This window comes from Halomonas sp. 3H (genome assembly GCF_024206005.1).
In the GTDB taxonomy this organism is placed as follows: Bacteria; Pseudomonadota; Gammaproteobacteria; order Pseudomonadales; family Halomonadaceae; genus Halomonas; species Halomonas campaniensis.
Genome location: NZ_CP100360.1, coordinates 1330562 through 1344278, shown reverse-complemented (window position 1 = coordinate 1344278; position 13717 = coordinate 1330562). Strand labels below are relative to the sequence as shown.

Genomic DNA, 13717 nt, shown 5'->3' with positions numbered 1-13717 from the left:
TCAGCGCTTGCCGCCACCGCCTCCGGGCTTGCGGCGCGGGGTGGTGGTGCGCCGCCGCGAGGTGGTCGGCTTGGCGGCAGGCGCTGCCTCGGCCTTCGGCGCGGGCGAGGCGGCGGGCTTGTCCGACGCTTCTGCCTTGGCCGCAGACTCGTCAGACGCTTCTGCCTTGGCCGTCGGCTCTGCCTTGGCCGTCGGTTCTGCCTTGGCCGTCGGTTCTGCCTTGGCCGTCGGTTCTGCCTTGGCCGTCGGTTCTGCCTTGGCCGTCGGTTCGGCCTTGGCGGCGGGCTCGACCTTCCGCGCTACCGTCGCGGCAGGCGTGTCGACTGCCGCCGGCGCGGCCTTGGCGGCCGGCGCCTGGGACCGGGTGGCCACCGGCTGCGACTCCATCAGGTCTTCGACGCTGCTGAACGCCAGGCGCTGGGCTTCCGCCTGGCTGCCGACCCAGGCCTCGGCCTCGGCGCGCGACTCGGCCTCGATGAGGGGCGCCTGGTCGATGGCCTGCTCGAACAGCCCCTTGACCCGCGCCATCCGGTCGGCGGAATGCTCGGAGAGCTCCCCGCTGGCCGCCAGCACGTGCTCGATATGCTCGAGGTGCCCGGCGATCTGCTCGGCGGACTGGCCCTTGAGCAGCTCGGGCAGCCCCTCGACGGCCGCTTCGCGGTCCAGCTTGAGGATGAAGAACTGCTCGCGCATCAGGCGCTTGAAGTCGGCCACGGAGAGCTGCGGCTCGAGCTCCGCGTGGGAGGCGCGCAGGCGCTTGAAGTTACGCTCGTCGGTGGAGGGCGCGCCGCCCAGCACGAAGATCAGCGCACGAATGACCGCCTCGTGGCTCCCCCCCTCGGCAATGTGCTCGCGCAGCTCGGCCTGGCGCCGGGCGATGAAGCGGCGGTGCTCCGGCTCGGCGCCGGGGCGACGGCGATGCACGTGGGCGTCACCGCCCAGGCCCACCAGCGACTGCAGCAGCGGCTGGCCATAGAGGTCGAGGAACATCCGCTCGATGGCGCCATCGCGCAGGTCGCGCCAGGCGTTGAGGCTGCCGGCGATCTGGTCGGAGGCGATCGTCTCCAGCACGCGGAACAGGTTGTCCTCGTCCACCAGGTGGCGGTCGGCACGGATCCGCTCGGCCAGCACCGGCACCGCGGTCATCAGCGGGTTGCGATCCGAGAGCAGGCGGTAGCCCAGGCGGTTGGGGTGCATGCGGCGCAGCCACTTCGCCGATTCCGGCGTGGACAGGGCGCGCACCCAGGGCTGCACGAAGAGCCGGTAGAGGCCCAGGTTGATCTCCGAGATGCGAGCCACGGTGGCGAACCGGGTATCGTCTTCCGGGGCGTGCTGGACGTAGTGGTCGAGTTCCCCGATGGTGCGCGGCGAGAACTCCAGCAGGTAGTCCCGCTCGATCAGCTCCGCATCCTCGCGCTCGGCGGCGGTGGAGACGGTGGTCTCGTAGAGCCCCGGCGGCAGCACGTCGATGTAGTCCATGTTGGCGGTGAACTCGGCGTGCTCCTTGCGGGACACGCTGCCCGAGACGAAGATGCCCAGGTGGCCGGTGGAGTCATGCACGCAGTAGACGATGGTCTGCTCGTTGGCGATGATGTCCTCGGTGCCCTCGTAGAGGTCGCGCACCCAGCCCAGCGCCTGGGGCGGCGGCGTGATGTCGTCGCCCTGGGAGCAGAACACCACCACCGGCGAGCGGACGTTGCGCAGGTCGATGCGCCGGCCGTCGGAGGTCACCATCTGGGCCGTGGAGAGACGGTTGCCGACGAACAGGTTGTCGACGATGTACTGGATCTCGTCGCCGCCCAGCACCACGTGGCCACCCCACCAGCGCTCGAACTCCAGATAGCGGCTGGCCTCGGTGTCCACGTTGGCGTAGAGGCGATACTGCTTGGCCCAGTAGGTGTTGGCCGGGTTCATGTTCTCGAAGTTCTGCACCAGCCAGGCGCCGTCGAAGTGGCCGTCGCCCAGGTCGCTGACCAGCGAGGTCACCCAGCTGCCACCGGTCATGCCACCGGTGTAGCGCATGGGCGCGCGGCCACGCTCGCCCGCCCAGTAGGAGAGCGGCGCCCCGGCGATCAGGATGGGGCCGAACAGGTCGGGCTCCAGGGACGCCGCCATCATGATCTGCCAGCCCGCCTGGCAGTTGCCCACTACCATCGGCTTCTCGGCGTCGCTCTGGGAGTGGCGCTCGTTGACGTGGCGCAGGAAGGTGACCTCGGCCTCGACCACGTCCTCGACGGTCTGGCCATCCACCGGATAGGGCAGGAAGCCGATGAAGTAGCAGGGGTGGCCGGCGCGCAGCGCCACGCCGATCTCGCTGTCGGGCTTGAAGCCGCCGATGCCCGGGCCATGGCCGGCACGCGGGTCCACCACCACGAAGGGGCGCATCTGGGGATCGGTCTCCAGCCCCTCGGGGGGCAGGATACGCAGCAGTTCGTAGTTGACCGGCCGCGCAAGGTCGCGGCCGTCGATCAGCACCTCGGCATCGAAGCCCAGCACGCTGGGCTTGGTCTTCTCGATATGCTCGAGGTACTGGTTGCCACGAACGCGCATCACGTCCATGTAGAGCACGCTTCGCTCGAAGGCATCCAGCCAGTAGCGACCGGCGGCGCGTCCAAAGCCGAACGGATCCAGGAAGGACAGCGCGGCTGCCGGGGGTGTCGGCATCGGAAGGTTCATCACGAGCTCCTGGCGTTGCGGAATCAGGGGAAAGTGGCTCCAGGCCTGTCGACGAGGAGCTTTGCTGCATTGCAATATAGCGCAGATCCTGCTCTCACGCGAGAAATAGGTCGGTGACGAATTCATGTCAGCGAGGGGCGAGCCCCGTCAACATCGCCTCCGCCGGCGCCTCGCCCAGCAGCTCCCGCAGGCCGCGTCGCCCTCGGCGAATCGCTTCCTCGGGGCGACGGCCCCAGGCCAGCAGGCGGGCCTCGCCGGGGGCCTCGAGGGGGCGGTCGAGGCGCAGCCCCGGGCCGCCAGAGAAGCCGGCGCCCGCCTCCGGGAAGAGCCGCCACTGCAGGGCATGGCCGCGAGGGGCCAGGGCCGCCTGGCGATCCCGCAGCCGCTCGCCGGCTGCCAGGCGCAGCTGCTCGACCACCGGGTCCACGCCGGTCAGCGCCTCGTCCAGCGCCTCGCTGCCATCCAGTCCCGGCCCCATGGCCGCAAAACCGAGCCGATTGCCGCTGACCCGGAAGTCGAGGGAGACCAGGCCGACGAGCCCGAGGCCGGCCAGCCCCTGCAGCGCAAGCTGCCCCAGGTAGGCGCGCTGTTCCGGAGTCAGCCAGGCCACCGGCGCCCGAACAAGCCCGGGATGGACCCGGTCCCGCGCCGGCAGGAAACGCAGGCACCCCAGGCGGTCGGCCAGCACCGGCACCCGTACCCGCGGCCCCGTCGCGTCACCCTCGGCCAGCGGCACCCCGGCCTCGCGCATCAGCAGGCGGATCGCCTCGCCGTCGTGCATCGCCTCGATCAGCGCCGGCCTGGGACCCACGAAGGCGAGCCCGGCCCGCCCGCAGGCGTGGGCCAGCTCGAGCTGGGATCCGGCATCGCTCTCTCCCGGATGCAGCGCCCGGCAGCCCGCCGCCAGGGCATGCTCCACCACGGCCTCGGCCGGCGCCGGCGGGGCAACCAGGCAGGCCAGGCCCAGCTCCTCGCAGGCCTGGCGCACCCGCAGCCCCGCCTGCCCGGTGGCCACCAGCACCACCCCGGGGGCGGACTCGGTGTCTTCTGGCGTCGGCAGGCGAAAGGGCGACGGGCTCATGGGCGATCCGGGTCGAGAGGCGCAAGCGCCAAGGATATCCGATAATCTCGCCGGACGGAGCCGGCGTCGCGCCGTGGCCGCCACACTGCCCGCGGTGCTAGCATGACAGCAAGACAGGCAAGAGGCCCCACGGCGCCGCCCCGACCATGACCACGCCCAAGCTGCTCAATAGGCTGACCTTCCGCCAGCTTCAGGTCTTCCAGGCCGTCTACGACCGGCAGTCCTACTCCCGGGCGGCGGAGCGCCTGGGCCTGACCCAGCCAGCGGTCAGTGCCCAGATCCGCCAGCTCGAGCAGGCGCTGGGCCAGCCGCTGTTCAAGTATGCCGGCAAGACCCTGCACGTGCTGCCGGCCGCCGATGCCCTCGCCGCCTCGGCACGGGCGATCTTCGGCCAGGTCTCGCGACTGCAGATGACCCTCTCCGACATGTCCGGCACCATCAGCGGGGAGCTCAACCTGGCCGCGGTCTCCACCGCCCAGTACGTGGTCCCCCACCTGCTGGCGCGCTTCCGCGCCCACTATCCCAATGTCAGGGTGCGGCTGCGCGTCTGCAACCGCAGCCAGGCCCTGGAACGCCTGGCCGATCAGCGCGACGACCTGGTGATCATGGCGCGGGTCCCCGAGGACCGCGGTCTGGTGTTCATGCCGATCCTCGACAACGAGATGGTGCCGGTGGTGTGGCCCGGCCACCCGCTGCTCTCCGCCCCGTCCGCGACCCTGGAAGACTTCGCCCGCCACTACGTGCTGATGCGCGAGCCCGGCTCAGGCGTGCGCAGCGCCTTCGAGGAGGTGGCGGCCGACCAGGACGTGCACCTGGCCCACTGCATCGAGATGGGCACCAACGAGGCGATCAAGCAGGGCGTGATGGCCCAGCTGGGCGTGGCGGTGCTGCCGCGCCTGGCGGTCCGCCTGGAGATCGAGGCCGGCCTGCTCGAGACGCTCGCGCTGCCGGCCTTCCCGCTGCGCCACTCGTGGTGCACCGTCTACCCCAGGGAGCGCCTCCCCACCCCGGTCACCGAGCTCTTCCTACGCTTCGTGCGTCAGCACCTGGCGGACTTCCACGACCACTTCAACGCCCCGCCTCGCCCCATGCCCAACCACGGCGTGGTCTGCCTGCCGATCGGTTCCTGACCGGCATCATGGCGAGGCCGGATGGCGGCGCCACGCGCCGCCGGGTGTCTGTCCCCGCCCGGCGCGGCTGTGGTAAATTAGCCGCCTGCAACCCACGTAACAGTCTGCGCGCCATGCGGGGCTCACCCGGGCAACGCCCCCGGTCGGCATCGTCTCGCCACCCATGGCCCTCGCAGCCGCCGAGCGGAGGGGTTCCCACCCTATGAGCGACAACACCTCGAAACCGATCCCCAGCGGAGAGAAGTTCCGCACCGAGCAGGGCTTCGCCGCCATCAAGGACGGCATGAAGCAGCGCCGCCAGGAGGGCGATGGCCCTGACCTGGGGCGCAAGCCGAAGTGGCTGCGCGCCCAGATTCCCGGCGGCGAGCGTTTCGAGGCCGTCAAGCGCAACGTCAGCGCCCATCGCCTGAGCACCGTCTGCGCCGAGTCCCACTGCCCCAACATGGGCGAGTGCTGGAGCAACGGCACGGCCACCATCATGCTCATGGGCTCGGTCTGCACCCGCGCCTGCCGCTTCTGCGCCGTGGACACCGGCAACCCGAAGGGGTGGCTGGACGCCGAGGAGCCGGCCAATACCGCCAGGTCGGTGGAGCTGATGGGCCTACGCTACGTGGTGCTGACCTCGGTGGACCGCGACGACCTCGACGACGGCGGCGCCGGCCACTACGCGGCCTGCATCCGCGCCATCAAGGCCAACACCCCCGAGGTGGTGGTCGAGGCGCTGACCCCGGACTTCGACGGCGTGCCTGCCGCCATCGAGGCAGTGGTGGACTCGGGCCTGGAGGTCTTCGCCCAGAACGTGGAGACCGTGGAACGCCTCACCCGCCGGGTGCGCGACCCCCGCGCCGGCTACCGCAAGACCCTGGACGTGCTGGCCCACGCCAAGCGGCACAAGCCGGAAGTGCTGACCAAGACCAGCCTGATGCTGGGCCTGGGGGAGACCGAGGAGGAGATCCTGGCCACCTTCGACGAGCTGCGCGAGATCGGCGTGGATATCGTCACCCTGGGCCAGTACCTGCGCCCGACCCGCAACCACCTGCCGGTGGAGCGCTACGTCACCCCCGAGGAGTTCGAGCGCTTTCGCCGCATCGGCCTGGAGAAGGGCTTCATGGAGGTGGCCTCGGGCCCGCTGGTGCGCTCCAGCTACCGCGCCGACCGAGTCTTCGAGAAGAACAACCTGGGCCTGGCCGCCCCGGCCGAGGTCCCCGGCCAGCAGCCTGACCCCGATCGCATCGACGCGATCAACGTCGGCTGACCAGCTCCCGGCCCAGCTCGAGCGCCAGGCACTCCGCCAGGCGCTCCCCCACCGCCGCCACATCCGGGCAGTCCTCCACCAGGTCCGCCAGGCGCGTCATCGCCATGCCGGCATAGCCGCAGGGGTTGATGCGCTGGAACGGCGAGAGGTCGCCGTCGACGTTGAGGGCCACCCCATGGAAGCTGCCGCCGCGGCGGATGCGCAGCCCCAGCGAGGCGATCTTGGCCTCCCCCACGTAGACGCCCGGCGCATCGGCGCGCGCCCGGGCCTCGACCCCGTGCTCCGCCAGCAGGGCGATCACCGCATTCTCCAGAGCGCTGACCAGCTCGCGCACCCCGAGCCCTGCCCGGCGCACGTCGATCAGCGGATAGAGCACCACCTGGCCGGGGCCGTGGTAGGTCACCTGGCCGCCGCGGTCGGTCGCCACCACGGGGATGTCGCCGGGCATCAGCAGGTGCTCGGGCTTGCCGGCGCGCCCCTGGGTGAACACCGGGTCGTGCTCGACCAGCCAGAACTGGTCCGGGGTCCCGGCATCGCGGGCGTCGGTGAGATCGCGCATCGCCTGCCACACCGGCTCGTAGGGGCGACGGCCCAGCCGATGCAGCTCCACGGGGGGCAGGACAGGAGCGGCCGCCATCACACCACCATGTGCACGCGGCCGGTAGCCTTGAGCTCGACGAACAGCGCCTGCAGCTGCGCCTCGCCGGTGGCGCGGATGGTCAGGCGCACCGACTGGAAGCGCCCGTTGCGGCTCGGCACCACGTCTATCCCGGTGGGGTCGAACTCGGGATCGTGGCGGGAGACGATCTGGCAGACGCTAGCGGCGAAATCCTCGGCGGCATCGCCCACCACCTTGAGGGGGTAGCGGCAGGGGAAGGTGATCTTCGGCGGCTTGCCGCCCGCCGGGCGGCCGGGGGAGCGCAGATCACGCAGTGACTTGTCGTTCATGGAGCCTTCCGGCAGGTCGTGAATATCCCGCCATTTTACGCAAGCCGGCGGCCAGCGGCCAGTTGGCAAGGATCAAGGGGGCATGGACGGCGCGTTCCTTGCCCCCTTGTGACGGGCCGATGGCCTAGCCGAACCAGCCGCCGATCAGGTTGCTGAAGAAGCGCCGCACCTGGTCGATGAGCCGCTTGACCAGGCCGCCCTCCTCGACGGTCTCCAGGGCCACCAGCGGCTGCTCGCCGACCACCTCCTCGCCAAGGCGCACCTCCAGGGTGCCGACGCGCTCGCCGGCCTGGATCGGGGCAGCCAGGTCGGCGCGGATATCGAGGCGCGCGGTGAGCTCCTCGTTGCGGGCCCGGGGCACGGTCATCACCACGTCGCGGTCGACGCCGACGCGCAGCTCATTGCTGTCGCCCCCCCAGATCCGCGGGGTGTTGAGCACCGAGCCGCGGTCGTAGAGCTTCAGGGTCTCGAAGTAGCGAAAGCCGAAGCTGAGCAGCTTCTGGGTCTCCTGGGCCCGGGCCTCCTCGGAGCTGGTGCCCATGACTACCGAGATCAGGCGCATGTCGTCGCGCTTGGCGGAGGCCACCAGGCCATAGCCCGCCTCGGTGGTCCAGCCGGTCTTGAGGCCATCGACGGTGGGGTCACGCCACAGCAGGCGGTTGCGGTTGGGCTGGCGGATATCGTTGTAGGTGAAGTACTTCTCCGCGTAGATGGCGTAGTGCTCGGGGTAGTCGTTGATGATGTACTGGGAGAGCAGCGCCATGTCGCGGGCCGAGGAGTAGTGATTCTCCCCGGGCAGGCCGGTGGCGTTCTGGAAGTTGGTGTTGTGCAGCCCCAGCCGGGTGGCGTGCTGGTTCATCAGATCGGCGAAGGGGGCCTCGCCGCCCGAGAGGTGCTCGGCCACGGCGACGCTGGCATCGTTGCCGGAGGCGATGATGATCCCGTAGAGCAGGTCGCGGATGGCCACCTGGGTATCCACCTCGATGAACATCTTGGAGCCGCCGGTGCGCCAGGCGTTCTCGCTGACCCGTACCATGTCGTCCAGGGCGATATTGCCGCGGTCGAGCTCGCGCTCCACCAGGTAGGCGGTCATCAGCTTGGTGAGGCTCGCCGGGGGCAGGCGCTCGTCGGCATTGTGCTCGACCAGTACCCGGCCGCTGTCGGCATCCATCAGGATCCAGGAGCTGGCGGCCAGCTGGGGCGGCGACGGGATCATGGTCTGGGGCTGTGGCTGCTGGGGCACCGGAACGCCCTGGGCCAGCGCCAGGGGCACCACCAGCAGCAGGCCCAGCAGCACCGCCCGGAAACGACGTGGGGAAAACAGCTCTCTCATGGGGACGGATCTCATCGGGGATTGCGGTAAGAGGTCGGCGCCCTCACGGGGCGCCGTTGACGATAAAGGCCTGGTCGAAGCCGGCGCGACGCAGCTCGTCGCGCACGGGATCCACCTGGCCGGCATGGGCCAGCGGGCCCACCTGGACACGATGCATGCCGGTGGCCGCCTCCACCCGCACCGGGTGGGAGAGCTCGGCCTGCAGGCGCGCCTTCAGGGCCTGGGCGCTCTCGGCGGAGCCCAGGGCGGCGATCTGCAGGTAGATGGGGCGGCCCTCCGCGGGGCGGCCATCCGCGGGGCGGACCTCCTCGGGGCGGACCTCCGCGGGGCGGCCCTCCGTGGGGCGGCCGCCAGATGCGGCAGCCCCGTTGGCGGACGGCGCGGCCTGCGCCACAGGAGCGGCCGGCGGCGCAGGGGCAGAGACCACCTGGCTGGCCGCCTGGCGGGCAGGCGGCGCGACCGCGGCGGCGGTAGCGCCATTGCGCTTGCTGCTGGACACCCCGCCGCCGTTCTCGGCCAGCCACCGCTCCACGTCGATCGCCTCCACCTTCACGCGCCCGGTGCCCCGGTCGAGGATGTCCAGACGCGCCGCGGCGGCATAGGAGAGGTCGATCTCGCGGTCGTTGTGGAAGGGGCCGCGATCGTTGACCCGCACGATCACCGAGTTGCCGTTGTCCAGGCTGGTCACCCGGGCATAGGTCGGCAGCGGCAGCGACCGGTGGGCGGCGGACATCTTGTACATGTCATAGATCTCGCCGTTGGAGGTCGCGTAGCCGTGGAACTTCTCGCCGTACCAGGAGGCGGTGCCCTGGCGGGCATAGCCGCGGGCGTCGGGCAGTACCTGGTAGGTCTTGCCCCACACCTCGTAGGTGGGCCGGTTGCCGCCCCGGGAGGGCGACTCGAGGCGCGGCACCGCATCCGGCACCCGGCTGACATCCGGCGGCTCCATCGGGTAGGCGTCGCCGGTCATGGCGTAGCGCCCTCCCCCGCCAGCGGGCGTGGCGGCCGGCGCGGCACCGCTATCCCGCGGGCCGGAGGGCGCACTGCCTCCCCCGCCGGCGCAGCCGGCCAGCAGGGCCACCACCATCAGCATCGGCAAGGGGTTCATGGGGCCTCCTCGGCAACGCGGCTCACCGCCTCGAGCCAGTGGGCGTCCAGGGCCCGGGCGTCGGCGATCGCCTCGGCGAGCTCGATCACCGCCATGGCATACAGGTGGCTGTGATTGTAGCGGGTGATCACGTAGAAATTGTGCTCGCCCAGCACGTAGCGCCAGTTCTGCTCCCCGTCCTCCAGCGACACCGGCAGCAGGCGATGGTCCTCTGCCAGCTCTTCGGGAACCTCGAGGCCCGCGTTGGCGAGCGCGGCCGCCGGCACGGCGGGCGGGCGCGCGGCCCGGTTGAAGTCGATGTCGGCCGGCGGCGTAGCGGGGCCCTCGGCCTCATAGTAGAGGGGGTCGCCGGCACGCCAGCCGTGCTCGGCGAAGTAGTTGCCCACGCTGCCGATGGCATCCACCGGGTTGGTCCAGAGGTCGCGGATGCCATCGTCGTCGAAGTCGACCGCATAGGCGCGGTAGCTGGTGGGGATGAACTGGGGGTAGCCCATGGCGCCGGCATAGGAGCCCTGCAGCTCGCCGGGCTCGACCCCCTGCTCGTGGGTGATCTCCAGGAAGGCGCCCAGCTCGCCGCGGAAGAAGTCGCCCCGCGTCGGGTGGTGGAAGGCCAGGGTCGCCAGGGAGTCGAGCACCCGATGGCGACCGGTGAAGCGGCCATAGCTGGTCTCGACGCCGATGATGGCGGCGATCACCTCGGCGGGCACCCCGTACTCGGCCTCGGCGCGACGGAAGGCGTCGCGGTGCGCCTCGATGAAGGTCACTCCGCGATGGATGCGTTCGGGCTGCAGGAAGATCCGGCGGTATTCGTCCCAGCGCAGGCGGCGCTCGGCCGCGCCGGCCATGGCATCCAGCACGCCCTGCTGAAAGGCGGCCTCGCCCATCACCCGCTCCAGCCAGCCGCGCTCGATGCCCTTCTCGGCCAGCTCGCCGACCAGGGCGCGGGTGCCCTCGTGTCGGCGGGGGTCGAAGTCCGCTGCGGCGGCCGTCGCCGCCAGCAGCGACAGGCCGGCGCCGACGGCCCAGGCCAGCGCGCTCGATCCATGAAAACGGGACACCGTCATGCTGTTGCCTCTCCCTGGAAGTGCCAACTGCCGGCGCTAGCGCGGCAGCAGCCGGCGATGGGCGTGGATGGCCATGAGAATACCGAAACCGGCCATCAAGGTCACGCTGGAGGTCCCCCCGTAGCTGACCAGCGGGAGCGGCACGCCGACCACCGGCAGGATGCCGCTGACCATGCCCACGTTGACGAACACGTAGATGAAGAAGGTCAGGATGATGCTGCCGGCCACCAGGCGCCCGAAGGTGTCCTGGGCGCCGGCGGCGAGCCACAGGCCGCGGGTGATGATCAGCAGGTAGAGCAGCAGCACCGCCAGCATGCCGACCAGCCCGAACTCCTCGCCCAGCACCGCCACGATGAAGTCCGTGTGGCGTTCCGGCAGGAACTCCAGCTGGGACTGGGTGCCCTGCAGCCAGCCCTTGCCGAATACCCCGCCGCTGCCGATGGCGGTGGTCGACTGGATGATGTTCCAGCCCGAGCCCAGCGGGTCGCTGTTGGGGTCGAGGAAGGTCAGCACTCGCTGGCGCTGGTAGTTGTGCAGGTTCATCCACAGCAGCGGCAGCGCCGCGGCAGCCAGCACCCCCAGTCCGGCGATGAAGCGCCAGGAGAGCCCCGCCAGCAGCACCACGAAGACCGCGGCCGCCCCCACCAGCAGCGAGGTGCCCAGGTCCGGCTGCTTGGCGATCAGCACCACCGGCACGCCGATGATCAGCGCGCAGACCGCCAGGTCCCGCAGCCGCGGCGGCAGTTCGCGACGGCTCAGGTAAGCGGCCACCATCAGCGGCATGGCCAGCTTCATCAGCTCGGAGGGCTGGAAGCGGATCACCCCGGGGATCACCAGCCAGCGCTGGGCCCCCATGCCCATGTCGCCCACCAGCTCCACCGCTACCAGCATCAGCACCCCGGCCAGGTAGACCGGCAGCGCCCAGCGCAGCAGGGTGGTGGGCGATAGCTGGGCGATCAGGAACATCACGACCAGCGCCACCCCGAAGCGCAGGGCCTGGGCGGTCACCGCTGCCGGTCGCTGCCCGCTGGCGCTGTAGAGCACCGCCAGGCCCGCGACCATCAGCACCAGCAGCATGGCCAGCAGCCAGGGGTCCAGGTGCAGGCGCTCCCACAGGCTGCGGCGGCGGGCAATGCCGCTGGCAGGCGGGCGAACCGGATGGGCGCGTAGCACCCGCGAGAGATCGATCATCGCCATGGGTCAGTTCCCCGCCACGCTGCCGTCGTCATTCTCGAGCACCTCGCGAAGCTCCTCGATATCCGGCTCCTCGTCCTCGAGCAGCCAGGCATCGGTCATGGCCCGGGCCAGGTGGGCGGCATGGGTGCTGCCGCCGCCGGCGTTCTCGACGATCACCGAGACGGCGATCTGCGGCTCCTCCAGCGGCGCGAAGGCCATGAACAGGGCGTGGTCGCGCAGCCGTTCGGCCAGCTCCTCGGCGTTGTACTTCTGGTCCTGGCCCAGCGAGAAGACCTGGGCGGTGCCCGACTTGCCCCCCATGCGGTACTCCAGGCCGACCCCGGTGCGCCGCGCCGTGCCCTCGCTGCCGGTCAGCACCTTCTCCATGCCGGCGTAGATGCGGTCCCACCAGGCGTCGTTGTTCAGGGTGATGTCCTCCGGTGCGTCGGGCAGGTAGAGGGGGACCGGCTCATCGCCGATGCGGCTCGCCAGGCGCGGCTTGACCCACTCTCCCCGGTTGGCCAGCACCGCCGTGGCGGTGGCCAGCTGCAGCGGCGTGACCTGCCAGTAGCCCTGGCCGATGCCTACCGAGAGGGTCTCGCCGGGATACCAGGGCTGGTTGAAGCGCCCGCGCTTCCAGTCCCGGGAGGGCATCAGCGCGGTGCTCTCGCCGAACACGTCGTGCCCCACCCGCCGACCGAAGCCGAAGGCGTCCATGTTCTCGTGGAGCCGGTCGATACCCAGGTCGTGGGCCAGCGAATAGTAGTAGGTGTTGTTGGAGACGGCGATGGAGCGCTCCATGTCGACCCGGCCATGCCCCCAGCGCAGCCAGTTGCGGTAGCGGCGGGAGTCGTTGGGCAGCTGGTAGTAGCCCGGATCGAAGACGGTCTTGTCCGGGGTGATCACCCCCTCGGCCAGCCCCGCCAGGGCCAGGAAGGGCTTGATGGTGGAGCCCGGCGGGTAGTGGCCGCGGATCGCCCGGTTGTAAAGCGGCAGGTCGAGGTCCTCCTGCAGCGCGCGATAGGAGGCGACGTCGATGCCGGTGACGAACTGGTTGCTGTCGAACCCCGGGGCCGAGACCATGGCGAGGATCTCGCCGGTGGCCGGCACGATGGCGACGATGGAGCCGCGGCGACCGTCGAGCAGCTCGTAGGCCAGGGTCTGGAGCTGCTTGTCGAGGGTCAGGGTCAGGTTCTGGCCGGGCACCGGGTCGGTGCGCCCCAGCTCGCGCAGCACCCGGCCGCGGGCATTGGTCTCGACCTTGCGCAGCCCCGCCTGGCCATGCAGGGCATCCTCGTAGAAGCGTTCCACCCCGGTCTTGCCGATGAAGTGGGTCCCGGCGTAGCGCCCGGCATCCAGGGTCTGCAGCTCCTCGGCGTTGATGCGCCCCACGTAGCCCAGGGCATGGGCCATCACCTCGGCATCGGGATAGTAGCGCAGCAGCTGGGCCTCAACCTCGACCCCGGGAAGCAGGTGGCGGTTGACCGCCAGCCGGGCGATCTGCGCCTCGTCCAGGTCGCTCATCAGCAGTGCCGGCTGGAAGGGGCGCTGGCGCTGGCGGGAGCGCACCCGGAAGGCCTCGGCCTCCTCGTCGGGCAGCTCGAGCAGCTCCACCAGCAGCGCCAGGGTGGCGTCCAGGTCGTCGACCCGCTCGCGCACCAGGGTCAGGTTGTAGGTGGGCCGGTTCTCGGCCAGCAGCACGCCATTGCGGTCGTAGATCAGGCCGCGAGTCGGCGGCAGCGGCTCGACCCGCACGCGGTTCTTCTCGGAGCGGGTGCTGTAGACCTCATGCTGGACCACCTGCAGATAGGCCAGCCGGCCCATCAGCAGCCCGGTGAGGGCGAAGACGAGTACCACGGCCAGCAGCGCGCGCATGCGGAAGATGCGCAGCTCCTGCTCGGGGCTCTTCAGGTTTTGGCGGGTCTTGCGCATGGGACTCGGTACCA

11 protein-coding genes and 2 pseudogenes are annotated in these 13717 nt (G+C 70.6%); 3 read left to right on the top strand and 10 right to left on the bottom strand.

What is annotated here, in order from left to right:
- Nucleotides 1-2676: a DUF3141 domain-containing protein gene (locus tag NFC98_RS06360; RefSeq protein ID WP_254277272.1), complete on the bottom strand. Its 2676-nt coding sequence runs from the start codon at nucleotides 2674-2676 to the stop codon at nucleotides 1-3.
- 127 nt (nucleotides 2677-2803) lie between these two features.
- A complete protein-coding gene (locus tag NFC98_RS06355; protein WP_254277271.1) occupies nucleotides 2804-3757 on the bottom strand; it encodes a biotin carboxylase N-terminal domain-containing protein in 954 nt (317 codons plus the stop codon).
- Between the two features lie 146 nt (nucleotides 3758-3903).
- Between NFC98_RS06355 and NFC98_RS06350 the strand changes: the two genes are divergently transcribed.
- Complete coding sequence (locus tag NFC98_RS06350) at nucleotides 3904-4887, top strand: LysR family transcriptional regulator (protein WP_254277270.1); 984 nt, start codon at nucleotides 3904-3906, stop codon at nucleotides 4885-4887.
- Between the two features lie 202 nt (nucleotides 4888-5089).
- Entirely contained in the window at nucleotides 5090-6142 is a 1053-nt protein-coding gene (gene lipA, locus NFC98_RS06345; protein WP_254277269.1) for a lipoyl synthase, read from the top strand.
- Here lipA and lipB read toward each other — a convergent pair.
- The 4 genes from lipB to NFC98_RS18010 form a co-directional block, all read right to left on the bottom strand.
- On the bottom strand, nucleotides 6129-6779 hold the full coding sequence (gene lipB, locus NFC98_RS06340) for a lipoyl(octanoyl) transferase LipB (RefSeq protein WP_254277268.1): 651 nt from the start codon (nucleotides 6777-6779) through the stop codon (nucleotides 6129-6131). The genes lipA and lipB overlap by 14 nt on opposite strands.
- Entirely contained in the window at nucleotides 6779-7090 is a 312-nt protein-coding gene (locus NFC98_RS06335; protein WP_254277267.1) for a YbeD family protein, read from the bottom strand. The genes lipB and NFC98_RS06335 overlap by 1 nt, the downstream gene beginning before the upstream one ends.
- A 124-nt stretch (nucleotides 7091-7214) precedes the next feature.
- The gene (locus NFC98_RS06330) at nucleotides 7215-8423 is read right to left on the bottom strand and encodes a D-alanyl-D-alanine carboxypeptidase family protein (RefSeq protein WP_183333524.1); all 1209 of its coding nucleotides are present in this window, start codon (nucleotides 8421-8423) and stop codon (nucleotides 7215-7217) included.
- A gap of 43 nt (nucleotides 8424-8466) precedes the next feature.
- Complete coding sequence (locus tag NFC98_RS18010; RefSeq protein WP_367948966.1) at nucleotides 8467-8682, bottom strand: SPOR domain-containing protein; 216 nt, start codon at nucleotides 8680-8682, stop codon at nucleotides 8467-8469.
- Here NFC98_RS18010 and NFC98_RS18005 point away from each other — a divergent pair.
- Nucleotides 8644-8733: pseudogene (locus NFC98_RS18005) on the top strand (hypothetical protein); the annotation flags it as partial. The gene NFC98_RS18010 and the pseudogene NFC98_RS18005 overlap by 39 nt on opposite strands.
- A 207-nt stretch (nucleotides 8734-8940) precedes the next feature.
- On the opposite strand, the pseudogene NFC98_RS18000 reads toward NFC98_RS18005, so the two are convergent.
- The 4 genes and pseudogenes from NFC98_RS18000 to mrdA form a co-directional block, all read right to left on the bottom strand.
- Nucleotides 8941-9372: pseudogene (locus NFC98_RS18000) on the bottom strand (septal ring lytic transglycosylase RlpA family protein); the annotation flags it as partial.
- Nucleotides 9373-9527: 155 nt separating this feature from the next.
- On the bottom strand, nucleotides 9528-10595 hold the full coding sequence (gene mltB, locus NFC98_RS06320) for a lytic murein transglycosylase B (protein WP_254277265.1): 1068 nt from the start codon (nucleotides 10593-10595) through the stop codon (nucleotides 9528-9530).
- A 36-nt stretch (nucleotides 10596-10631) separates the two neighbouring features.
- Nucleotides 10632-11792, bottom strand: coding sequence for a rod shape-determining protein RodA (gene rodA, locus NFC98_RS06315; RefSeq protein WP_254277264.1), 1161 nt, complete (start codon nucleotides 11790-11792; stop codon nucleotides 10632-10634).
- Between the two features lie 3 nt (nucleotides 11793-11795).
- Entirely contained in the window at nucleotides 11796-13703 is a 1908-nt protein-coding gene (mrdA, locus tag NFC98_RS06310) for a penicillin-binding protein 2 (RefSeq protein ID WP_254277263.1), read from the bottom strand.
- Nucleotides 13704-13717 lie beyond the last annotated feature (14 nt).